General features: G+C 53.4%; 18 protein-coding genes. 4 read left to right on the top strand and 14 right to left on the bottom strand.

The genetic code is table 11. The features are described from left to right. The first annotated feature begins 95 nt into the window (after positions 1–95). Complete coding sequence (locus tag AC1DF0_RS25410) at positions 96–584, top strand: hypothetical protein (RefSeq protein ID WP_477575981.1); 489 nt, start codon at positions 96–98, stop codon at positions 582–584. Between the two features lie 84 nt (positions 585–668). On the opposite strand, the gene AC1DF0_RS25405 is transcribed toward AC1DF0_RS25410, so the two are convergent. Then, on the bottom strand, positions 669–2552 hold the full coding sequence (locus AC1DF0_RS25405) for a putative bifunctional diguanylate cyclase/phosphodiesterase (protein WP_477575979.1): 1884 nt from the start codon (positions 2550–2552) through the stop codon (positions 669–671). Between the two features lie 160 nt (positions 2553–2712). After that, a complete protein-coding gene (locus tag AC1DF0_RS25400; protein ID WP_477575977.1) occupies positions 2713–3093 on the bottom strand; it encodes a DUF423 domain-containing protein in 381 nt (126 codons plus the stop codon). 189 nt (positions 3094–3282) lie between these two features. Here AC1DF0_RS25400 and AC1DF0_RS25395 point away from each other — a divergent pair, with 189 nt between their 5' ends. After that, positions 3283–3825, top strand: a complete 543-nt coding sequence (locus AC1DF0_RS25395) for a hypothetical protein (RefSeq protein WP_477575975.1) — start codon at positions 3283–3285, stop codon at positions 3823–3825. A gap of 74 nt (positions 3826–3899) precedes the next feature. Here AC1DF0_RS25395 and AC1DF0_RS25390 read toward each other — a convergent pair whose 3' ends face one another. Together AC1DF0_RS25390 and AC1DF0_RS25385 are read right to left on the bottom strand one after the other, a co-directional pair. Next, the gene (locus AC1DF0_RS25390; protein ID WP_477575973.1) at positions 3900–6995 is read right to left on the bottom strand and encodes an AAA family ATPase; all 3096 of its coding nucleotides are present in this window, start codon (positions 6993–6995) and stop codon (positions 3900–3902) included. Further along, entirely contained in the window at positions 6992–8158 is a 1167-nt protein-coding gene (locus AC1DF0_RS25385; RefSeq protein WP_477575971.1) for an exonuclease SbcCD subunit D, read from the bottom strand. The genes AC1DF0_RS25390 and AC1DF0_RS25385 overlap by 4 nt, the downstream gene beginning before the upstream one ends. A gap of 210 nt (positions 8159–8368) precedes the next feature. On the opposite strand from AC1DF0_RS25385, the gene AC1DF0_RS25380 reads away from it, so the two are divergent. After that, positions 8369–9622, top strand: coding sequence for an MFS transporter (locus AC1DF0_RS25380; RefSeq protein ID WP_477575969.1), 1254 nt, complete (start codon positions 8369–8371; stop codon positions 9620–9622). Positions 9623–9636: 14 nt separating this feature from the next. Here AC1DF0_RS25380 and ald read toward each other — a convergent pair whose 3' ends face one another. Beyond that, positions 9637–10764 (bottom strand): alanine dehydrogenase, encoded by a 1128-nt coding sequence (gene ald, locus AC1DF0_RS25375; protein ID WP_477575967.1) that lies wholly within the window; start codon positions 10762–10764, stop codon positions 9637–9639. Between the two features lie 45 nt (positions 10765–10809). Continuing rightward, the gene (locus AC1DF0_RS25370; RefSeq protein WP_477575965.1) at positions 10810–12288 is read right to left on the bottom strand and encodes a CoA-acylating methylmalonate-semialdehyde dehydrogenase; all 1479 of its coding nucleotides are present in this window, start codon (positions 12286–12288) and stop codon (positions 10810–10812) included. A 149-nt stretch (positions 12289–12437) separates the two neighbouring features. Here AC1DF0_RS25370 and AC1DF0_RS25365 point away from each other — a divergent pair, with 149 nt between their 5' ends. Next, entirely contained in the window at positions 12438–14060 is a 1623-nt protein-coding gene (locus tag AC1DF0_RS25365) for a PucR family transcriptional regulator (protein ID WP_477575963.1), read from the top strand. On the opposite strand, the gene AC1DF0_RS25360 is transcribed toward AC1DF0_RS25365, so the two are convergent. The 8 genes from AC1DF0_RS25360 to AC1DF0_RS25325 form a co-directional block, all read right to left on the bottom strand. Then, positions 14057–14269, bottom strand: a complete 213-nt coding sequence (locus tag AC1DF0_RS25360) for a hypothetical protein (RefSeq protein ID WP_442050615.1) — start codon at positions 14267–14269, stop codon at positions 14057–14059. The two genes, AC1DF0_RS25365 and AC1DF0_RS25360, sit on opposite strands and share 4 nt — an antisense overlap. A 41-nt stretch (positions 14270–14310) precedes the next feature. Next, on the bottom strand, positions 14311–15738 hold the full coding sequence (gene hydA / locus AC1DF0_RS25355) for a dihydropyrimidinase (protein WP_477575961.1): 1428 nt from the start codon (positions 15736–15738) through the stop codon (positions 14311–14313). Between the two features lie 3 nt (positions 15739–15741). Beyond that, complete coding sequence (preA, locus tag AC1DF0_RS25350; protein ID WP_477575959.1) at positions 15742–17052, bottom strand: NAD-dependent dihydropyrimidine dehydrogenase subunit PreA; 1311 nt, start codon at positions 17050–17052, stop codon at positions 15742–15744. Then, positions 17045–18421, bottom strand: coding sequence for an NAD(P)-dependent oxidoreductase (locus AC1DF0_RS25345; RefSeq protein WP_477575957.1), 1377 nt, complete (start codon positions 18419–18421; stop codon positions 17045–17047). Before AC1DF0_RS25345 ends, preA begins: the two co-directional genes overlap by 8 nt. Before the next feature lie 27 nt (positions 18422–18448). Next, positions 18449–19330, bottom strand: coding sequence for a nitrilase-related carbon-nitrogen hydrolase (locus AC1DF0_RS25340; RefSeq protein WP_477575955.1), 882 nt, complete (start codon positions 19328–19330; stop codon positions 18449–18451). Further along, positions 19318–20604: a M20 family metallo-hydrolase gene (locus AC1DF0_RS25335; RefSeq protein ID WP_477575953.1), complete on the bottom strand. Its 1287-nt coding sequence runs from the start codon at positions 20602–20604 to the stop codon at positions 19318–19320. Before AC1DF0_RS25335 ends, AC1DF0_RS25340 begins: the two co-directional genes overlap by 13 nt. Next, the gene (locus AC1DF0_RS25330; RefSeq protein ID WP_477576112.1) at positions 20601–21974 is read right to left on the bottom strand and encodes an aminotransferase; all 1374 of its coding nucleotides are present in this window, start codon (positions 21972–21974) and stop codon (positions 20601–20603) included. The genes AC1DF0_RS25335 and AC1DF0_RS25330 overlap by 4 nt, the downstream gene beginning before the upstream one ends. 118 nt (positions 21975–22092) lie before the next feature. Further along, on the bottom strand, positions 22093–23187 hold the full coding sequence (locus tag AC1DF0_RS25325) for an ABC transporter substrate-binding protein (protein WP_477575951.1): 1095 nt from the start codon (positions 23185–23187) through the stop codon (positions 22093–22095). Positions 23188–23243: the final 56 nt, after the last annotated feature.

Raw genomic sequence — 23243 nt, 5'->3', positions numbered from 1 at the left:
GCAGGCGAGAGCCACCCGATAAATGCTCATTTTATGACTACATGAACGATCGATTTGGTGGTATATTAGAGATATCATTTTCGTACGGAGGGTTTATGAAAAAACCACTTACATCCACTGATAAATCATCCTTCATTTTCCAAATCGAAGTGCTTGTAGAGGGAACGACGAACGGCGAAGCGCTCGAACAGCTGTTGCGTCAACTCAATAATGGGGAGTTCCTCGACTATAAGGTCCAATCCGGCATTCAGCTCGGGCAACTGCTAGAGGAACGCAAAGCAGCTTCGACAACGCAGCAGTCGATTCCGGTTCAGCTCCCACTCCAGGAGAAGCCGAAGAGCATGCCTCCGATAACTAATTCTGAAAGCGTTAATTACGGGCTTGAGCGTATTAAACAAATCATTAAGAACAACTCCCTCATCCGACTCGTCGTCAACAAAGGACTTGGCATCACGCTTAACATTCCTTGCCGAATACTCAACATGAACGAGAGCGAGAACTTAATTACTGTCTACCATGTCGATGAGAAGCAAGTCTATACGTTCCGATTAAATGAGATTGAAGATTATAAGGAGCAAGCTTAATAATTGTCCGAAAGAAAAAACAAAACCCCGTACAAAGCGCGCTGCACCTGCAGCCCTTGTACGGGGTTTTGTCTTCAGAGCGTTCTAGCTGGCGGCCAGCATCTGCTCAATATTGTCACTGGATACCGGCGGACTCCAGAAGTAGCCTTGCATCTCGTCGCAATTATGTTTGCGAAGGAATTCCATCTGCGCCTCTGTCTCAACGCCTTCTGCAATTACTTGGATGTTCAAGTTATGCGCCATCGCAATGATAGCTGCAACGATCTCGGCGTCGCTCGGATCCTGCTGAATGTCTCTTACAAAGGAACGGTCGATCTTAAGCCGATCGATCGGGAAGTTCTTTAAGTAATGGAAGGAGCTATACCCTGTTCCGAAGTCGTCTACGCTAATGCCGACGCCCATCTCGGTCAAATCAAGCAGACAGCGCGATACATGGCTGACATCCATCGTCATCGATTCTGTAATCTCGAGATCCAAATACTTGGAATCCAGTCCCGTCTTCTTAAGCACAGCGGCTACCTTGCTTGCCAGATCGTTCTGAACGAATTGTCTTATGGATAGATTGACGGATACCGGTATTGGCGTTAAACCTGCGTCTTGCCATGCTTTGTTTTGTCGACATGCTTCCTCAAGTACCCAATCTCCGATCTGGACGATCATGCCGCTTTCCTCCGCTAGAGGAATGAAGCTGCCTGGCGGAATCATTCCTTTGACGGGGTGCTTCCAACGGACAAGCGCCTCAACGCCGACCATGGTTCCGGATACGAGATCATACTGCGGCTGATAATGAAGAATAAATTCGCTGCGCTGAATCGCTCGGTACATCTCATGTTGAAGCGTCAATCGCTCGAATGAAGAATTGCTCCAAGTCTCGGAGTAAAGCAAGCAATCATTTTTACCGCTTTCCTTCACTCTTACGAGAGCCATATCCGCTTTCTTAATTAGCGTATAAGCATCATCTTCGACATTGCGGTTCGTCACGGAACCGATGCTTGCCGTAATATGTAACGGGAATCCTCTGAGCTCGTACGGCTCCTCAATGGATTTAAGCACATCGCGCGACAGCTCTAGAAGATGCTGCTCGGAATTAACGTTATGGAACAGAAGCGCGAATTCATCGCCTTCCATACGGCCAGCGAAATCGGATTCTGACATGCCGCGGTTAAGTCTCTCGGCAACCTGCATGAGCAGTATATCGCCAAACTCTCGGCCGAACGAAGCATTCACAAGCTTGAACCGATCCAAGTCCAAATAACAGATGCCAACGATTCGCTCTTCCTCGACTGCACGGCTTATGCTCTCCGTCAGCTTCATCTGGAACAGCGTCCGATTCGGCAAGCCCGTCATATCATCATAATAGGCCATATATCGTATTCGCTCGACATTCCGCTTCCGATCGCTTAGATCATGAATGATCATAACCGTTCCGATCACTTCTTCATCCCTTATCATAGGCGTGCACACGATCTGCAGCTCAAGCGGGAATCCAGAACGATGCGTAATATTAATGTTCGTCTGCTTCGCCTCTCCAAGGAGCGCCTGCTGGAACGTTTCCTGAAGCACCTGCCGGCTGGCTGGTTCTACAAGGCGCTCAAGCGGCTCGCCAAGCAATTCGTTGCGAGAATAGCCAAGCGTACTGCTCGACGCTTCGTTCATCTCTATAACCGTTCCGCTTCGATCCAGGACAGCAAGCGGAATTGCCTCGGAACGAAGCAGCGTCTCCACGATTGCTGTATGATAATTATTGAAGCTGAATGATTGTCTTCGACGTATATAGATAATAATTGCGGTAACTAATAATGACGCAGCGATAGCTGAAGCAGACCATCGATACATCGGATTAATTAATATAAAGGAAACGACGATCCAGACCGCAGCGAGTAAAGTTAATACGATACTTATCGTCCAAGGGCCGCTAAGCGGCTCACCTAACGATCGGCGGGTTCGTCTATTAGTTCTATTATCCATCCGTCTCGTCACGCACCAACTTCCTTCCTCTTGTTCGAGTCAAGTGAGTGTTAGCTTTATTATAAACGATGAAGTCGCTGCGGTATAGAAATATTTACTAATGACAACCGGATTAATGTTGGATAACGGCGATTCTTGTCGAATCGCTATATTTATTTCATTATTTTCGTCCAAATTTTATTGCGGAAATGATAACGCATACCCACCCAATTAGCATCGCTACCCCGCCGAGCGGCGTGATCATACCGAGCTTGCTAATATCCGTAAGCGTCATGACGTACAGGCTTCCGCTGAACAAAATAATGCCGGCGAAAATGAATCTTGCGCCATTCAGCAGCAGTTTGCCGCCGTCAATAATTTTGGCCAGCAATGAAATCAGCATTAAACCTAGCGCTCCGTACATATGGTATCGCGCCCCTGTTTCGAATACTTCTATGAGGTGCTCACTCACTTTATCTTCAAGACCGTGCGCGCCGAACGCGCCTAATGCGATGGAAAGCGCTGCGTTAATCGCACCTATTACAAAATATTTTGGAAACATTATGTTTTCAACCCTTTCGTTGTTGTGTATAATTTTACCGTAATTGTGATTTTTAAAAATATAGGTAAGTATAACATTAACACTCTTATACTGGGCCTATATTTCATCCGCGTTACACCGCCAAAGGACGGCGTTAGCCGTTTACGCTTGTCACATGACATTAACCCTATTACAAGGAGCTGACCCGTATTGAATAACGAAAACAACCATCCGCCCGATTTGTCGAAGGATACGGCGGAACAACCATCCTCGGATCAACCGAGAGATAACGGATATTCTCCTTATTCGACAGCCCCGCGATTTTCGGACGACAACTCGAATGAAACCGGTCCGTTAAAGCAATCGAAGCTTGGCATCGCTTCCTTCATCATCGCTCTCGTTGCCGTCTTGCTTATTATTATCACCTTCGTCCTTGCAACGTCAAACTCCGCCCAATTCATTGAATTTGTCGAAGAAGTGAATGCACGCAACGGCGTAGTTACACCGGAAGACATTGAAACGCTCGGCGGTGACATTCTTGGGGTGCTCGTGCTGATTATGATCTGCATGTTCGGTTCAATAGGCGTTGCGCTTGTAGGCGCGATTCTAGCTTTCATCGGCATATTCGCCAAAAACCGCCGCAAAGCGTTCGCGATTATCGGGCTCGTGCTTAACGGCTTGCTGATTGTTGGCGCGATCGCTCTCTTTATCATAGGCATCGCTATGGGAGCAACTTCCGGCGGAGTCGGCTAATCGTTACAAGCCTTAAAGAGTCTGCCGCTTAAGTGCCCGACCGGGAACTTCATGCGGCAGACTTTTTTTAGTCTTCACTTCACAACAATCTTCGTTCGGCTATAACCTTCCTTCGTCTTCTGCACCTCAAGCCGGGCTGGGAATGCATCCTTTAGCTCCTGCACGTGGGAGATAACGCCAATCATCCGCCCCGCCTTCTGCAAATCCACTAATGCATGGATTGCCTTGCCCAGCGACTCCTCGTCTAAGGAGCCGAAGCCCTCGTCGATGAACATCATTTCGATCGTGACGCCGCCTTGATGCGACTGGATGACGTCCGTCATACCGAGCGCAAGACATAAGGAAGCATTAAACTTTTCGCCGCCGGACAACGTTTTTACATCGCGATTTTGCCCCGTATAAGCATCATACACATCAAGTCCGAGACCGCTCTGCTTGCCGCTCTTCTCAAGCCGGTCGCTGCGCTCCAGCAGGAACTGCCCGTTCGACAGCTCCGCGAGCCGCGCATTAGCCGCAAGCAGGATTTGCTCTAAATACTCGATCAGAATATAACGTTCGAACGATATTTTCATAGCGTTGTCACCCTTGAGCATCTGATAAAGATCGAATACTTCGGCCAGCTTCGCTTCATGCGTCTTAACCCGCTCGGCAGCCCGCTTAATCGATGCTGCCAGCCGTCGCGCCTCTTGCTCATTATGCAGCAGCGTCTGCGAGGCTGCAATTAAGCGCTCCAGTTCGTCCCTCATGCCGACCAGCTCGGCTTGCAAACCTTCAGCATCGATACGCGGCTTGTCCAGCAGTTCTTGTTCAAGCTGTATAATCTGCTGTGCAAGCAGTTGAATGGCCGATCGATACGCCTCCAGCTGCAATCTGAGCGCATCACGATCGACCGCGTTCATGGCCGCAGATCGGTATTCAGCTGCATCTGCGAAACCCGCATTCGCAAGTTCTTCCGTTAACCGCGTCTCGAACTCTTGCAGACGCAGCTTCGATTCTTCAACCTGCACAGCAGCCTGCTCTGCATGCGCCATCGCTTCCGCCAACAAAGAAGCTTGCTGCTGACGCTGCTCCTGTGCAGTCTTCCAAGCGAGCGCAAGTGAAGCGGTCAGCTTCTGCTGCTCAGCAAGCTTAGCCGTCATCCGCTCTTCCGAGCGAAGTGCAGCCGGGATTCTTTCAAGCTCCTGCTCGAGCAGCGATTGCTGCTTCGTCCGCTCAATTACAAGCTGCTGCCAATGCTGTTGCAGACGTTCCTTGTCCGCTTGACGCTTGTCCAGCTCCTGCTCAAGCTGATGCAACTGCTCGCCCAGCTTCTGTTGTTCCTGCGCCTGCTTCTGCAGCTCATCCGTCTCATCCTTAAGCTCGCGCCACCGCTTGCGAAGCTGTGCTTGCTGCTCCTCCAGCTTTACGATCTCAATGCCTGAAGCCGCAAGCTCCTCAGCGTTGCTGTCACGAGTGGATTTGGCTGCCGCCGCTTGCGCTCTTGACGAGTGAAGCTCGCCTTCGATAGCCGAGAGCTGCTCCTTCGCCTGCTGCAGCTGCTCGCGTGAAGGCACATCCTCAGCGACGGCCTGCTTGGCCGGATGCGACTCGCTGCCGCATACCGGACAAGGCTTGCCGTCATGCAGATGAACCGCAAGCATACCGGCCTGACCTTCAATCCACAGCTGTTCCAGCCGATCATATTCCGACTTCGCTTGCAGCATCGTATTCCTATTTTCGCGCTCGAGCAGCGAGATACGCAGCAGCTCTTTATCCAACTCGATCATCTGCGTCAATTGCTTGCCCTGCTGTTGAACTTGCGACAGCTCGGTTAACTTGTTGGCGAGCAAGCCCGCATTCGCGCTTAGCTTCTGCAGCGCCAGCTGCATCCCTTGCTTACGTTCGCGCTGCTCGGCAAGCGCGGCTTCCGCCGCCGCATGCTTGACAGCAGCGCCCTGCTCCTCCTGCTGCAGCCGAGCAAGCGTCTGCTGCTGGCTCGCAAGCGAGCGAACGAGCGGCGCAAGCTCTGTCAGCTTATGTAGCTCGCGCTCCGCCTCGCGGCGCTGCTCTTCCTTCGCTGCTTCCGACGCATGCCGCTCCTCCGCAGCCGCCGCTGCGCTTTCCACCGCCGCAAGCCTCTCGCGACGGCTGTCCAGCTGGCCGCGCTTCGCTTCGCTATCCGCCTTCGCGCGTGTTGCTTGCTCCTCGTACGGCGTCAGCTTCGCCGCCTTCTCGGCAAGAGCGAGACGCTTCTCCCGCGCCTCGAATGCAGGCCGCTCCGCTTCGGATTGCCGCTCTTGCTCCCGAAGCTTGGCTAACGCATCATGCCGCTGATTGAGCGCCAGCGCATCGTTCAACGCGCTTTGGCGAAGCTCGATGCGGCCCGACAACTCCGCCTTGCGCTGCTGCGCATCCGCCGACAACTGCTCGTAATAAGCGGCCTCCTGCTCCAACGCATCAGTCATTTGCAAAGCATTATACGACTCCTGCGCCAGCGTCAGCGCAAGCTGACTTCCCTCGCGCTGCGGCAATGCCTCCTCCGCTTGCTTCATATATGCGGCAGCTCCCGCTCGCGTTTCCTTGAGCTGCTCTTGCAGCTCCCTGTTCATCGCATAGAACTTCGCTTCGAGCTTCTCATACAGCTCCGTTTGGAATATTCGACGCAAAATATCCTCTTTGTTGTCCGTATCCGACGTTAACAGCTTGCGGAATTCGCCCTGCGGGAGCATCACGATCTGACTGAACTGCTCTTTCGTCAGTCCGACAATCGACAAGAGCTTCGTATTCACTTCCGTAGAGATAAAGCGGTCAACAATTGGCGTTGCAATGCCGTCCTCCGTAAGCTCGAACAGCTCGGTTTTCTCGCCGGTTTCACTTTTGTTCGCGCCCTTGCGATGCTTCATCTGCCTGAATACACGATAAGCTTTGCGCCCGATGGCAAAATCGAACTCCACCGCCGTATGCGTGTCCTCATCGGCGAATTGACTGCGCAGCATGCGCATATCGGAACGATCCTCACCGCTTGCCGAACCGTAGACGGCGAAGCAGATCGCGTCAAATATCGTTGTTTTGCCCGCGCCTGTGTTGCCTGAGATAACGAACAGCCGCTGGTCCTGCAGCAGGCTGAAATCGATCGTCTCCACATCGCGGTATGGCCCGAAGGCCGTCATCGTTAACTTCAGCGGTCTCATACTGCTCCCCCCTCCTCGCGCAGCAGTGCTGCGAATGTGTCAGCGAACAGCTGCTGCTTCTTATCCGAGAGCGGCTCGCCCTTAACCTCCAGGTAGAAAGCGGCGAACAGCTCGATCGGATCGGCCTCGCGCCTGCCTTGTTGTTCTCCCTCTTCCCGTCCATTGCGAAGGGTGGACAAACTAGCCATGCGGCGCTCCACATGAAGCGCATTCGGGTAAACCGCCCTTACTTTCTCCATCGGGAAGAGCACCGGATTATCGTTAAGAAGCGTTACGAACACATAATCCTCGTTCACGCTATGCGTCTCTATTTCTTCTATTGAAGCGGTAATTCTGCGCATGTCTCGCAGCGGCGCAAGCTCGCGCTTCTCTACTGCCACTTTGCCGTCGCCATCCATCTCAACGACCAAATACCCTTTGGCATGGCTTTCTTCGGAAATCGAATATTTGAGCGGAGAACCCGCGTATCGAATCGTATCGTTCAGCACATAGTGGGCTTGGTGCAAATGGCCGAGCGCCGTATATTGAAACTTCGCAAAGTGAGCGGCGCTCACATGCTCCGCTCCGCCGATGGCAAGCGGACGCTCTGAATCGCTTGTATTGTTCTCATGCGCCCCGGTCGGCGTAATAAAGGCATGTCCAACGAGCACATGACGCGCCGATGCATCCATCGTCTCGGCAATCCTTGCCGTTATCGCCTTCATCGCATCATCATGCGAGCGAATCGTTTCATCTCCGAGCAGATGGCGAACCTGTGCGGGATCCGCATAAGGGATGAGATGGAAATGCACCTCGCCGAATTCATCGCTTAAGACGATCGGCTCTAGCTCCCGCTTCATCTGCCCAACCAAATATAGGCCGCGGCCTGCCATCAGCTTCGTCCCGAAGTCGATCCGGTCGGGGCTGTCATGATTGCCTGAGATCGCGATAACCGGCGTATTCAGATCGATAACAATACGCTCCAGCAGCTCGTCCAACAGCTCAACCGCTTCTGTCGGGGGGACAGCCCGGTCATACAGATCGCCTGCTATCACTACCGCATCGGGCCTTTCATTCTCAATCGCTTGCAGCAGCTGTTCGAGTACATGCCGCTGATCCTCCGTCATATATACGCCTTGGACAAGCTTGCCCAAATGCCAATCCGCCGTGTGAAAAAATTTCATGTCTAGCAACCTACCTTTCCCCGCGGTTCGACATGCTTCCGCCTATTTCTATCCGTTATTTTACCATTCTAATCTATGAATCGCATAGTCTGCGGCTTGCCATTCCGATCTATTCGCGATAGAGTGAACAAGGCGATATTTTGCGTGCAGCATAGCTGCTCCGAAGACAACAATGGTCTCATTACAGTAACTTTTTTGGAGGTTTTCCGCTTGCAACTAGAACGAGAAAAAGCATCATCCCTACGAAAAAACTACATTCTATTATTAATCGTCGTATTCGGCGGTTTCCTTGTGTTCGGTTTCTCTGAAAATATTAAGGGACCCGCGCTCCCCAAAATGCAAAGCGACCTCGCATTAGACGAGTTTCAGATCGGCATGCTGCTCGCCTTCAACTCGCTAGGCTACTTGCTCGCCTGCAGCTTCACCGGCTGGCTGTCCCGCAAGGCGGGCATGAAGCTGACCACGATGCTTGCGCTCAGCTCCATGGCGGTATCCGGCATCTTTATCTATATCGCGTCTAATTACACCGCTTTATCCGCGTCTTATTTTCTCATGTATATCGGCAACGGGATACTGGAAATTGGTCTCGCCTTGCTGGCCGCGCGCATTTTTGTCAAAAACACCGGAACGATGATGAACCTCTCCCACTTCTTCTATGGGCTCAGCTCGATGATCGCGCCGATGCTCGCCGCCTCTCTTATGGGTGTTTCGTTGTTCGGATCGGACCTTGGATGGCGCGGGATGTACGCGCTTATGCTTGCGTTGTCCGTTCTTCCGATGCTGCCTGCGTTAATCGCCAAGTTTCCTGCTGAAGAGAGCAAGCAGGAGGAGCGAATATCGCTGCGGCAATATATGAAAGATCCCATTGCTTGGTTGATTGTTATTGTTCTTTCGCTCGGAGTTATATCGGAGCTTGCCGTCGGCGGCTGGCTCGTCAACTTTCTTGAGAAGGCATACGGATGGAGCAACGACGCGGCTGCCCGCATGCTGTCAGCCTTCTTCCTATGCTTCATGCTGGCCCGTCTATTTCTCGGGCCTGTTACGGACAAGATCGGTTATACGAAGGCGCTTATTTATTTATCCGCCGCCTCCGGCCTTTGCTCAGTCGCCGCTATTATCGTAGGTGAGCAGGGCGCCGTTCTGTTCGCGCTCGCTGGCGTAGGCATTGCGCCAATCTACCCGACCGTTATGGCGCTGCTCGCTCGCAGATACAAGAACAACGCCGATACGGCCATTACATTCACGGTCACGCTAATGGGCATTGCCAGCGTCATCGGAAACTTCGCCATTGGTGCGATCATTGACTGGATCAAGCGGCTGTTCGCTTCCGGACATGACGAAGAGGCCAGTCTCATCGCTGGCCTCCAAGCGGGTTATTTGTTCATCGGCGCTTGTGCGCTATTGTGCTCGATCGCGTCGATCATTCTCTATCGCATGCTGGTGAAACGGAACGAAGTGTTATAAACCGAATGTCTGCGCTATGCCGATACCGATTCCAGACATTGGCCAAGCGCAGTATACGATAATCCATGCGCATTTGCTACCGCTTCATAAGTAATGCGGCCAGACATCGTATTCACTCCGAGACCGAGAGCGGCATTGCCTAGCAGTGCCGCTCTCGCGCCTTTTGTTGCAAGCTCGAGCGCATATGGCAGCGTCGCGTTCGTCAGCGCTGCCGTTGCCGTCCTCGGCACCGAGCCTGGCATGTTGGCCACCGCATAATGGAGCACGCCATGCCTCTCAAATACGGGAGCCTCATGCGTCGTTATTTGGTCTATCGTTTCGAAGATGCCGCCTTGGTCAATCGCGACATCGACGATGACCGAACCATTGCCCATTGCGCGGACGACCTCCTCACCAACCAGCTTAGGCGCGCGTGCCCCAGGAATAAGAACAGCTCCTATAACGAGATCAGCATCTGTTACTGCGTCCGCAACTTGCCTAACGCCCGATGCCAAAGTCCGCAATCTTCCGCTGAACCTCTCGTCCAAATAACGAAGCCGGTTCATATCGGTATCGAGAATCGTCACCTCCGCGCCGAGACCAAGAGCGATCTGAGCCGCTCCCGTCCCGACCACGCCTCCTCCGATAATGACCACTTTTCCTTTGCGAACGCCAGGAACTCCGCCAAGCAGCAGTCCTTTGCCGCCCTGCGGCTTCCCAAGAAAATGAGCTCCAAGCTGGGCAGCCATTCTGCCGGCGATATCGCTCATTGGCGTCAGAAGAGGCAGTCCTCCGCTGGCAAGCTGAACCGTCTCATAGGCAATCGCCGTTACCTTCTCCCTTACAAGCGCTTCCGTCAGAACAGGCTCGGCCGCCAAATGCAAATACGTGAACAGCATCAGCTTCTCATGGAAATACGCATATTCCGCTTGCGTCGGCTCCTTCACCTTCAGAACAAGCTCCCTGCACCAGGCATCGGGAGCAGAAGGCACTATGACAGCGCCAGCAGCTGCAAATTGTTCGTCCGAGATGCCCGCCCCCGAACCGGCATCCCGTTCAATGAACACTTGATGTCCGAGACGAATAAATTCGTGAACACCGCTGGGAGTGATTGCGACCCTATTTTCCCCGTTTTTCACTTCTTTAGGAATGTCGATTTCCATGCCGAAGTCTCCTCTCTCGCAATCTATCCGCTCAGCCATCAAAGCCTAGAAATACCGCGAAGTTATCATTTTTTTCTTCGTATAAAATTCAATGCCGTCTCCGCCGTTCGCATGCAAATCGCCATAGAAGGAATCCTTCCAGCCCGAGAATGGGAAAAAAGCCATCGGGGCAGGAACGCCAACGTTAACCCCCAGCATCCCCGCTTCGGCCTCCTCTCGAAATTGTCTAACTGCCTTCGCATTCTCGGTGTATATGACTGCCGAGTTGCCGAACCGCGAGCTGTTCACAATTCCGATGGCATCATCGAGGCTTGATGCTCGCAGAACAGACAGCACCGGACCGAAGATTTCCTCTTTCGCGATCGTCATATCCGGCTTAACCTCATCGAACAACGTAGGACCAAGAAAGAAGCCTTCCAATCCGCGTGCCTCCGCTGTGCGTCCGTCGAGCAGCAGCTTCGCTCCCTCCGCTTCGCCTTGGACAATATAAGCTTCAATTCGCATTTGATGCTCCTTGCGGATGACGGGCGTTAGCGTGACGTCCTCCCTTAGACCGTTGCCTATCACCATCTCGGAAGCCGCAGCGTGCAGTGCATTCATGAATGCTTCTCCGTCTCCAACGACGACAACAGCCGAACAGGCCATACAACGCTCACCCGCGCTGCCGAAGGAAGAGGCGATTATGTTCTCGACCGTCTTGGGAATATGGGCGTCCGGCATGACGATATGCATGTTTTTGGCGCCAGCCAGCGCCTGAACCCTTTTGCCGAAGGAAGACGAACGCTCATAGACGTACTTGGCGACTGGCTGCGAACCCACGAAGGATACTGCCTTAACGGCCGGACTGCCCGTCAGAGCATTAACGACCTCCTGGCCGCCGTGCACGATATTAAGGACGCCCTCCGGCAATCCAGCTTCGTGGAAAAGCTGCGCTAGCCGGTTAGCTGTCAGCGGCGTTCGCTCCGAAGGCTTCAGCACGAATGTATTGCCAAGCACTATAGCCAGCGGGAACATCCAGCATGGCACCATCATGGGGAAGTTGAACGGTGTAATGCCGGATACAACGCCAACAGGCACTCGGAACAGCTCCGAATCCAGATCTGTGGCGATATTAGCCAGCGTCCGTCCCATCATATGCGTTGGAGCTCCTGCGGCGAATTCAACGTTTTCAATGCCGCGCTGCACCTCGCCAAGCGCTTCCTTGTAGCTTTTGCCATTCTCCGTCGTTATGATTTCGGCTAACTCCTCTGAGTGCTGCTGCAGCAGCTGCCAATATCTGAACAGGATGCGCGCTCGGCGCGGCACCGGCGTCTTGCTCCATCCAGGAAACGCTTGCTCCGCCGCTCGTACAGCTTCCTCCACGTCGGATTGAACGGACATTGGCACATAAGCGATCGTCTCCCCGGTCGCAGGATTGTACACCGGCTCTATCTGCCTACTTTCCGATTCGATCCAAGAGCCATTAACGAAGTTACGCAACCGGTTCTGTTCCGTAAGGGGATCGGATACCGACTTTATGGCCATCTCTCTCATCTCCTAAGCTGCAAGTTAACTTCTAAATACGATCAGTACGAATAAAAGTTTTCCATTCGAAAAAGACATTTAGTATACTATTGAAAATAAAGTGAAGTTTTCAGACTTTTCCAATAATAATAGAATGGCGGTGAAGGACGATGGTCAACACGATGCTGCAAATGACCATAGGAGACATTTTGAAACGGCCTTTATTCGCTAGAGCGGAAGCCATCGCCAGCCCCGAAGCATTACAGCGCTCCGTCCGGTGGGTGCATATTATGGAAGTTACGCAGGTTGGCCATTTGCTGAACGGACATGAACTCATTCTGAGTACAGGCATCGGTTGGCGTGACGATGAGGAGCTTAGTGTCTCCTTCCTCCGTCAACTAATCGACAGCGGCGCTTCCGGCTTATGCATCGAGCTTGGCACTTATGCGAAGCAGCCCATCGAGAGGATGAAGCAGCTCGCGGAGAGCGAGCATTTTCCGCTTATCTTTTTTCACGAGGAAGTCCGTTATATCGATATTACGCAAGATTTGCACGCCTACTTCATTAACCAGCATCATCAGATGGTGTCACGGCTCGAACTGCTGTCCACCGAGCTTAACCAATTGCTGTTGTCCGGCAAGGGGATGATGTCGCTGCTTCGGCTTCTTCATCAGACGACCGGTGCCCAAGTTGCTTTCTTCCCGCTCGGAGCGGAAGCGCAGTTCGTACCGCATATGCCTCGTGCCAAAGCCGGAATCTTCTATGAGCAATGGATCTACGGTAAAATGTTCGCTAATGCGGAGCAGAAGCAAACCATCGCACATCGGCCGATTCTAGCACTCGACCATTTGTTTGCGGACTTGCTGCTCCAAGGCAAAACCGAGCTGAGCGAGTTTCAAATTTTAGCGCTAGACCGCTGCGCCACTGCCATTGCCCAGGAAATGATGCGTACCAAATATATGGAGGAACGCCGCAGGCTTAAGGAGGATTTATGGGCTGTTGACTGGCTAAGCGGAAAACACACCGAGCAAGAAGTTCTTGATTATATTCAGACCTTGAAGCCGTCCGCCAAGTTAGGGGGAGCAACGGTCTGCCTATTCGATCTCAATGCCGAGACGAAGCGCGAAGCCGAGAAGGACGACGGGGCACTGCTTATTCAGAAACATATGGTCGCGCGGGCGATCTTCGAAGGAGAAGGTTATGTGCTGCTGCCGCTGCTTCATCACGATCAGATCGTCTTCATTGTCATTGACCAGCTAGGCGAGATTAAGCATAGGGAGCGGCTTCTTCGCGCCATTGATCGGGTACGGCGAACGGAGCAGCTGCAAGAGCAAGCGCTTTTCGCACCGCGTCTATCCATCGGCTGTTATATGACCAAGCTGAGCCGGCTCCATGAAAGCTACGAAACCGCCAAAGAAATACTCACTATACAGAGAGACGTAGGCCCGCTTGCCTCGCCTTTCTATCAAGACTTGCATTTGCACAAAGTGATGTATGCGCTCAAGAAAACTGGAACGCTTCACGCGCTTGCCGAGCAATATATCGAGCCTGTCGCAGCTAGCGACAAAGAACGCAACGGTCATCTTCTGCGAACGCTTTCCGTCTACTTGTCACTGTCAGGCTCCAAGCAAGAAACGGCCAAAGCGCTGCTCATTGCCCGCCAAACGCTTTATCATAGGTTAGAAAGGCTGGAGACGCTGCTTGGCAGCGACTTCGCAAGCGATCATGAGAAAAGGTTGACGATCGAGCTTGCCCTTCGTGCATATGAATACATTCATGGGCCGGTTATTTAAGAGACGCTCATCTGCTTAATCACTACATTAACGAGGTATTTCCTGGCATCTGCCGTCAAGATTTGAACGACGGTCTGTTCACCTCCGGGATGCTCCATATGCACCGTCGATCCGCTCAGATCCTCCGTCACTGCTTTAATTTTGTAGCGGCGCTCAATGAAATTGTCGATCCTCAGCTTCTCTTCCATATATTGCTCATATGCCGACAATACGCGTACACCTCCTCCTGGACTTTACTTATGCTTCGGTGCTAGCAGCGGAGCGATGAAAGGACTCCCCCAGCGCTGCGATAAGGCGATCTCTTCAAGTAACGTCCGCTACCAAGTTCGCCTACGAATTGCCTATCGCGAATGACGTATTCGCCTTTGGACAGTACGCTTACCGGAACGCCGGTTACCTGCATGCCTTCGAACGGGTTATAGTCCACATTCATATGATGTGTCTGAACGGACAGCGACCTTTCCGCCAACGGGTCGAAAATAACGACATCCGCATCGCTGCCTACGGCAATCGTCCCCTTCTGAGGGAACAGTCCGAACAGCTTGGCGTTACGCGTCGATACCATCTCTACGAATTCATTCAGTGTAATGCGGCCTTTCGCTACCCCCTCCGAGTACAAAATGGAGAAGCGGTCCTCGATAACCGGGCCGCCATTCGGTATTTTGCTAAAGTCGCCAAGTCCAAGATCCTTCTGTCCGTCATAATTGAACGAGCAATGATCTGAGCCGATCGTCTGCAGCTGGCCGCTCTTCAATGCATTCCATAACACCTCTTGGTGCCTCGACTCGCGCAGCGGCGGCGACCATACATACTTCGCGCCTTCGAAGCCCGGCTGAGCCAGGTACGATTCGTCGAGCGTCAAGTATTGCGGGCAAGTCTCCCCCCATACGTCGACACCGCGGCTTCTCGCTTCCGCAATCTGATGCACCGCTTCCTCGCAAGTAACATGCACCACATACAATCTCGCTCCGGCTAGCGCTGCAAGATTCGCCGCTCGGCCCGTTGCTTCGCCCTCGATAACAGACGGCCTCGTACGCGCATGATAGATCGGATCCGTCTGTCCGGCCTCCAAAGCTTGGCGAATAAGAAAATCGATGACATCGCCGTTCTCCGCATGCACCATCACCATGGCGCCTAGCTCCTTGGCCGCAAGCATCGTGCGGAAGAGCGTCCCGTCATCGGCCTGGAATACGTTCTTATAAGCCATAAATACTTTAAGCGAAGTAATGCCTTCTTCCTTCACCACAGTCGGCAGCTCCGCCAGTACCTCATCATTGATCTCGCCGATCATCAGATGGAAGCCGTAATCGATAGCCGCCTTGCCGGCCGCTTTGCGATGCCATGCCGCGATTGAATCGGCAAGCGGTTTGCCTTTGGCCGTAAGACAGAAGTCAATGACCGTCGTCGTCCCGCCGAATGCGGCCGCCCGCGTCCCTGTCGCGAAGTCATCCGCCGTCACCGTACCGCCGAACGGCATATCAAGATGCGTATGCGGATCTACTCCCCCCGGGAATACGAGCTTACCGGATGCATCGACAGCTTCGGCGCTTTCCGTCGCCGCCTCGGCAGACAGATCAAGCCCAATCTTCGCGACAATTCCGTTCTTAATAAGCAGATCGGCGCGATAAGTGTCAGCCGCCGTAACGATCGTTCCGCCTTTAATCCATTTGGAAGTCATCTTCTATACCGCCTCCTTTGCGCTCGAGCCGTCCGCATCATCCTTACTGCTGCCGTTAAGGGCGCTAATCGCCTTCTGCCGCTCATTCCAGCTCATCGGCATTTCCGAAGACGGCACCTCGACCATCGTGATCGCACCTTCGACTGGACAAACGATCGAGCATAGATTGCAGCCGACGCAATCCTCTTCACGTACTTTCAGATACGCGACACCATTCTCATCGGTATGACGCTCAATACATTGATGCGAAGCATCCTCGCAAGCAATATGGCATTTGTTGCATACGATGCAATTCTCTTCCTCAATACGCGCCACAACTGCATAATTCAGATCAAGGTCGCCCCAGTCCGAGAAGCGCTGAACCGACTTGCCAATCAGCTCGGTAACGGAAGCAAGGCCTTTGCCATCCAAATAATTGTTTAATCCGTCAATCATATCCTCGACGATGCTGAAGCCGTGGTGCATGGCTGCCGTGCAGACCTGTACGCCCGTTGCGCCCATCAGTAGAAATTCGGCAGCATCGCGCCAGTTGGATACACCGCCGATGCCTGATATAGGAATACCAACCTGCGGATTGCGGGCGCATTCCGCGACCATGTTGAGCGCGATCGGCTTCACTGCCGGACCGCAATACCCGCCATGCGCTCCTTTGCCTCCGACATGCGGGATCGTATTCCATGTATCGATATCTACGCCTGCAAGCGAATTGATCGTATTAATAAGCGATATCGCATCCGCCCCGCCTCTTGCTGCCGCCTTCGCCGTAGCCGTAATATCGGTAATGTTCGGGGTCAGCTTCACAATAACCGGCGTCTGTGCCACTTCCTTGGCCCACATCGTCTGCGCTTCAACAAGGTCCGGCTGCTGACCGGAAGCCGAGCCCATGCCGCGCTCCGCCATCCCATGCGGACAGCCGAAGTTCAGCTCCAGCCCGTCAACGCCGATCGCTTCGACCTTCTTCACGATTTCATGCCATTTCTCCCGCTTCGGTTCAACCATTAGCGATACGACGAGCGCATGATTCGGAAACCGTTTCTTGGTCTCATAGATTTCCTTCAAATTGATCTCTAGCGGACGATCCGTAATAAGCTCGATATTGTTGAAGCCCGCTACACGCTGGCCGTTGAAGTGAACTGCAGCGAAGCGCGACGACGTATTAATGATCGGATCGCCAAGCGTCTTCCATACCGCGCCTCCCCAGCCCGCTTCGAAAGCGCGCTGTACCTGATAGCCGGTATTCGTCGGCGGCGCGGATGCCAGCCAGAACGGATTCGGAGACTTGATGCCTGCCAGATTAATGCTGAGATCAGCCATAGCGTTCCCTCCTCGCACAGAGCGAATTGTATATCGAATAAGCGGCGAGCTTCCCTTGCTGCGCTGCGGATACGACCATTGCATCGCCCTGCTGCCCTTCGCCGAATACGATATCTCCTGCCGCATAAACTTGCGGATTGGACGTTTGATGCGTTGCGGCATCAACCGTTACGACGCCTCGTTTATGAGCGATCCCTAACTGCTCAATGAGCGGCAAGTGCCGAGTCTGTCCGATTGCCTTAATAACGACATCGACTTCCATGGAGAAAGCCGAACCTTCTATCGGTACAGGCTTTGCTCGCCCGCCGGTTGCATCCTCCTCAAGCCTCATTTCGATGCATTCAAGCGCCTTGACCTCGCCGTTCTGTCCAGCGGCGATGCGTGTAGGCGCGGTCAACCATTTGAACGATACGCCGTCCTGCTTTGCGAACTCGAACTCGAAGTCGTAAGCGGTCATCTCCGCGCTCGTTCGCCGATAGACGATCTTAACATCATCCGCGCCAAGCCGGACAGAGCAAGTCGCCGCATCAATAGCCGTATTGCCCGCTCCGATAACCGCTACCTTCTTGCCTGCGAACTCTGCCGATAGTCCCGTCTTAGTTGCCTCTACGAAATCGATAGCATCATAAACTCCGTTCAAGCCTTCGCCCTCGATGCCTAGCATAGGTACTTTAGACATTCCGATTGCAAGTACAACGGCATCAAATTGTTCGAGCAGCTGCTCGGCGCTAATATCGACGCCAACCTTCGTATTCGTCCGTATATCGACGCCAAGCTGCTTCACTTGTTCGACTTCCCAAAGCGATATGTTTTGCGGCAGACGGAACGATACGATGCCATACGTATCGAGCCCTCCAGCCTGCTCCTTCGCTTCGAAGATCGTAACGGCGAAGCCGAACCGCGCAAGCTCCCGCGCCGCCGACAGCCCCGCAGGTCCGCCGCCGATAATGGCTGCCGTCATGCCGTTGCTGCGCCCGGCCGAGAACAGCACCTGTTCATTGCGGATCGCCCAATCGGTTGCATAACGCTGCAGGTCGCCGATCATAATTGGCTTCGAGGAATGATTAAGGACACATGCGCCTTCGCAGAGCTCCTCTGTCGGACATACCCGCGAGCAGGTAGCTCCTACCGGATTCGCATCCATAATGGCCCGTGCCGACCCGAGCATATTGCCTGAGGCGATTTTTTTGATAAAAGAGGGGATATTGATGCCGGTTGGGCATGCCTTAATACATGGCGCATCGTAACAGTACAAACATCGATTCGATTCTTCCATCGCTTCCTTCGGCCTCATGCCCGCCTTAACCTCGGCGAAGTTGCGCTTCAATTGCTCTAGAGATATGAAGGCCGATTGAACTTTACCGCTCATGCCATCCGCTCCTTTCCTCTCGTCCTATCACAGGCTAACGATATTGTCGTACGTCTCCGGTCTGCGATCTCGATAAAACTGCCACACATTGCGCACTTCGCGAATAAGCTCCTTATCCATCTCGCCAATAACGATCTCATCCTTGTCGCGGCTTCCTATAGATACAATCGAGCCTCGCGGATCGACCAAATACGATTGGCCGTAAAACTCGCCCATATTCCACGGCGCTTCGACGCCAACCCGATTGATAGCCGCCACGTAATACCCGTTGGCTACCGCATGGGCGGGCTGTTCCAGCTTCCACAAATATTCGCTCGTACCAGCCACCGTCGCCGATGGGTTGAATACAATTTCCGCGCCGTTAAGCCCTAGCGCCCGCGCTCCTTCCGGGAAGTGGCGGTCATAGCATATATAGACCCCGACCTTCGCAAATGCCGTATCAAACACCGGATATCCGAGATTTCCGGGCTTAAAATAATATTTTTCCCAGAAGCCGCATGAACCGCCTCCTGCCGCCACATGCGGAATATGATGCTTCCGGTATTTGCCGAGATACGAGCCGTCTGCATCGATTACCGCTGCGGTATTGTAGTAGGTTGCTATCCCTTCGCGCTCATAGATCGGGAGTACGATGACGACGCCAAGCTCCTTCGCGAGCTCTTGAAACACTATTGTCGTAGGGCCCGACGGAATTTCTTCCGCTGCCTCATACCACTTCGTCTGCTGCTCGGAGCAGAAGTACGGACCATAAAAAATTTCCTGCAGCGATATAATCTGAGCTCCCTGAGCTGCAGCTTCTCTAACTAGCTTTAAGTGCTTGCGGATAGCCGCTTCCTTATGAGCGGCAACCGGCTCGTCGCCATGCAGTTCGTTCGATGCTTGGATTAAACCGATCTTCACCTTCGACATGCGTCTATCCCTCCTTCACGGCTTGCGATTCGCCTTGCCGCGAGATACAGAAGCTCTGCGCCGAGCGCTATATCCTCCGGCGACGAATATTCCTTCGGATTGTGACTGATGCCCTCCTTGCACCTGACGAAAATCATCCCGTAATCGCATACGTAAGACATCGTAAGCGAATCGTGGAACGGACCGCTCATAAGCTCTGGCGGAGGCGTTATGCCCATGTTATCCGCTTCGATCCGCAACGTCTTCTTGATCCAGTCGGCGCAATAGCGCGGATCACTCTTCGTATCCTCGCGAATCGTATACGTAAGACCGTGCTCGGCGGCGGTCTCCTCTATTTCCTTAAGCAGCCGAGCCTCCAGCCCATTCCTCCTGCTAAGCTCAATATCGCGAAAATCGACGGTGAAGCTCACCTTCTCCGGAATAATGTTGCGCGAGTCAGGAAAGACGGTTAACGATCCAACCGTCCCGACCGTCGGCGCACCAGGTGACTCCCTCGCGAGCCGATCGAGCGCCGTGATGACTTTGGCCGCTCCGACCAGCGAATCCCGCCGCATCGGCATAGGCACCGAGCCCGCATGTCCGGCGAAGCCGTTCATTTCGACCGTCCACCATACCGGCCCGGAAATACCGCTCACGATGCCGATCGGATGCTCCAATGATTCAAGTACGGGCCCTTGCTCAATATGAAGCTCAAGGAAGGCGCCGATGCGATCGGCCGTTACCTGGTAGCTTTCTATTAGAGCGGGGTCGCAGCCGAATTGCCTTAACGCTTCTTCACGCGTTACCCCGTTTTTATCCATCCGCGCGAGCTCGCCGTCCTCCAGCTTGCCCGTCATTCCTCTTACGCCGAACAATCCTTTATTGAATCGGCAGCCTTCCTCGTCACAGAAGGCAACGACCTCAATGTTCATCATCGGTACAAATCCGCTTTCCGCCATCGTCTGAACGGCTTCAAGCGCTCCGAGCACTCCGATAACGCCGTCGAATCGGCCGCCGTAAGGCTGCGAGTCGATATGAGAGCCGAGCATTAAGACTGGCAGCGTGGGGTTCGCACCTTCCATAACGCCGATCAAATTGCCGAATGGATCGATATGCGCCTCAAGCCCCGCTTCCTCCATCCAGCTCTTAACGAGCATGACCGCCTCGCGGTCCTCCTGGGAGAGCGCAAGACGGCAGACGCCGGTATCTCCGATCTTCCCGATGAGCGACAGCTCCTCAATTCTTCTGTGGAGCCTCTCCTTATTAATCGCTCCCGAATATAGGCTCAGCGTCATGCAATCACCTTCTCCTCATCCTTCATCGAGATTGAAAATGCCTTCAGAAGCGTATCCACGATGAATGCAACGTCTTCATCGGTCGAACTAAGCGGCGGACTAATGGTCAATATATTGGCAAAGCCGGGCACCGTATCGCCGTTTTTGCTAATGATCAAACCTAACCGCTTGCACGACGCAATATAGGAAGCGACAAGAGATGCATCCGCTGGCCGTTTCGAACCCTTATCCTCAACGAGCTCAATCCCGAGCGCAGATCCGAAATGCCGGATCTCTCCGACATGCGGGTGTGCACCCAATGGCTGCAGGCCCTCACGAAATTGATCCCCGATCCAAGCAGATCGGCTAACCAGCTCTTCGCGCTCCAGTATCGCTAGATTCGCCAATGCAACCGCGCAGGAAACCGGATTGCCGCCGAATGTATTCACATGCCGCAAATGATTGTCCGCCTTGCTCGTATCCTTGAAGCTGTCATACAGCTTTGCCGACACCGCCGTTGCCGATAGAGGGGAATACGCGCTCGTCATTCCTTTCGCCATCGTTACGATATCGGGCTTCACGCCGTAATTATGATGGCCGAACTTCATCCCCGACCGGCCGAAGCCGCAGATCACTTCGTCTACGATAAGCAGCACATCGTGTTTGTTGCATATTTCCTGCACCCGCTTCATGTAACCGTCGGGCGGTACGATCATGCCCCCGCCCGTAATAACCGGTTCCATGATGACGGCGGCAACCGAATCCGCACCTTCCCATGTAATCGCGTCGTCGAACGCCTCCGCGCATTGCATGCGGCAGGCCCCCTCCTGTTGGCCGAAAGGACAGCGGTAGCAATACGGCGGCGGCACATGCGAGAAGCCCATCGCCAGCGGCTCATATTTCAGCTTGCGCTGCGCCTGTCCCGTCGCTCCAAGCGAACCGAGCGAGCTGCCATGATAGGCGCGATGCCGAGAAATGAACTTATGCTTGCTCGGCTTGCCGTTCTGGTGATGGTATTGGCGGGCGATTTTGAAGGCGACCTCATTGGCGTCCGAGCCCGAATTGGAGAAGAAGATGCGGTAGTCTCCTTCCAGCCACTCGTTAAGCTTCTCGGCGAGCTTAATCGCCGGAACATGCGATTGAATGAGCGTGGAATAGGCAATCGTCTTCATTTGCTTAGCTGCCGCTTCCGCAATCTCCTCGCGCCCGTGCCCGACATTCACGCACCATAATCCCGACATCCCATCCAAATACCGGTTACCGTCACTATCCGTAATCCAGCTGCCTTCCCCAGATACGACAATCATCGGATGGTCGTTATGCGGCGAGATATGATGCCATACATACCTGCGGTCCTTGTCCAGCCATTCCTCCTTGCTCATCCCGTCCATAGCCGGTTCTTTCACACGCTATCGCCTCCTCCAGCTCGCCGCTAAGCGGTGGGGAAGCGCCGAAGACAACTGCTCATCGGCGCTTCTTCCTTGCCGTCAGCCCTTAGCAAGCAATCCTTTATTTCAATGCATCTTCCAAAATCGTCTTGTCGATCGCCGCAGCCAAATCCGGCGTTTTCTTGATCAACTCGTACTTCAGCGAGATATCGACCGTTCTCTGTACCGCATCGTCGACGAAGCTGCCAACCTGTGCCTCTGTGAACCCTTCCGGCTTCACAAGCTTAGCCATCTCCATAAGCATCGTTGTTTGATGTTCCTTCGTCGTGCTGCCCTCGGTTACCGCCTTCATTACGATGTCAACCGACTCCGGCTGATTCGTGATAGCATAATTCCAGCCCTTCATCGTCGCTTTAATCGCTTTGACCGCAAGCTCTCGGTTGCTCTTCAGCCAATCCTCCTTAACGACCAGCGTATCCTCCAGCATACCTACGCCCGCATCCTCGAAGTCATATACATACAAGTCCTCTTCCTTTACGCCGCTCTCGAGCACGACATGATATTCGTTATAGATCGTAGAGATTGCTACATCAAGCTGTTTGTTAAAGAACTGGTCCATTGTAAAACCTTGCTTCACGAGCTCAACATCCTTCTTCGGATCGAGGCCGTTTTTCTCCATGAAGGCAAGCACTTGGAATTGCTGGCTTCCCGTCCACATGCCAACCTTCTTGCCCTTCATCTTAGCCGGCTCGTCGATGCCCGACTCCTTGCTGGCAACGAAGCGGTACGAGCTTTGCTGCAGAATTTGCGCTACTGATACGAGAGGCAAACCGTTGTCGCGGTTGACGAGGAGGCTGTCAAAGCTTGTTACGCCAATGTCGGCTGCTCCGTTGACGACCTGCTGTTCAATGACAACGTCCGGGCCTCCGGGGATGATTTCAACGTCCAGCCCCTCCTCTGCATAGAACCCCTTCTCCTTGGCAACGAAAATACCCGCGAACTGCGCCTGAGGCACCCATTTCAGTTGAATCTTCACTTTAGTAAGAGGAGCGTCGGACGGCTTATCCGTCGCTTCTGTTGCTGCCCCCTCCGTAGGCTTCGGATCGTCTTCAGCAGGCGGTGACTCGTTCGAGTTGCCGCAAGCGGCGACGAAGAGCAGCATTAATGCGAGTAAAGCGGTTGAAACGGCTTGCATCGTACGGTTTCTCTGTTTCATGAAGACCATTCCTCTCCCTATTGTTTTCTATATGAGAAAAACTCCATTCGGAGTAC

This window comes from Paenibacillus sp. 05T425 (genome assembly GCF_056396205.1).
This window is presented reverse-complemented; position numbering and strand designations above follow the sequence as displayed.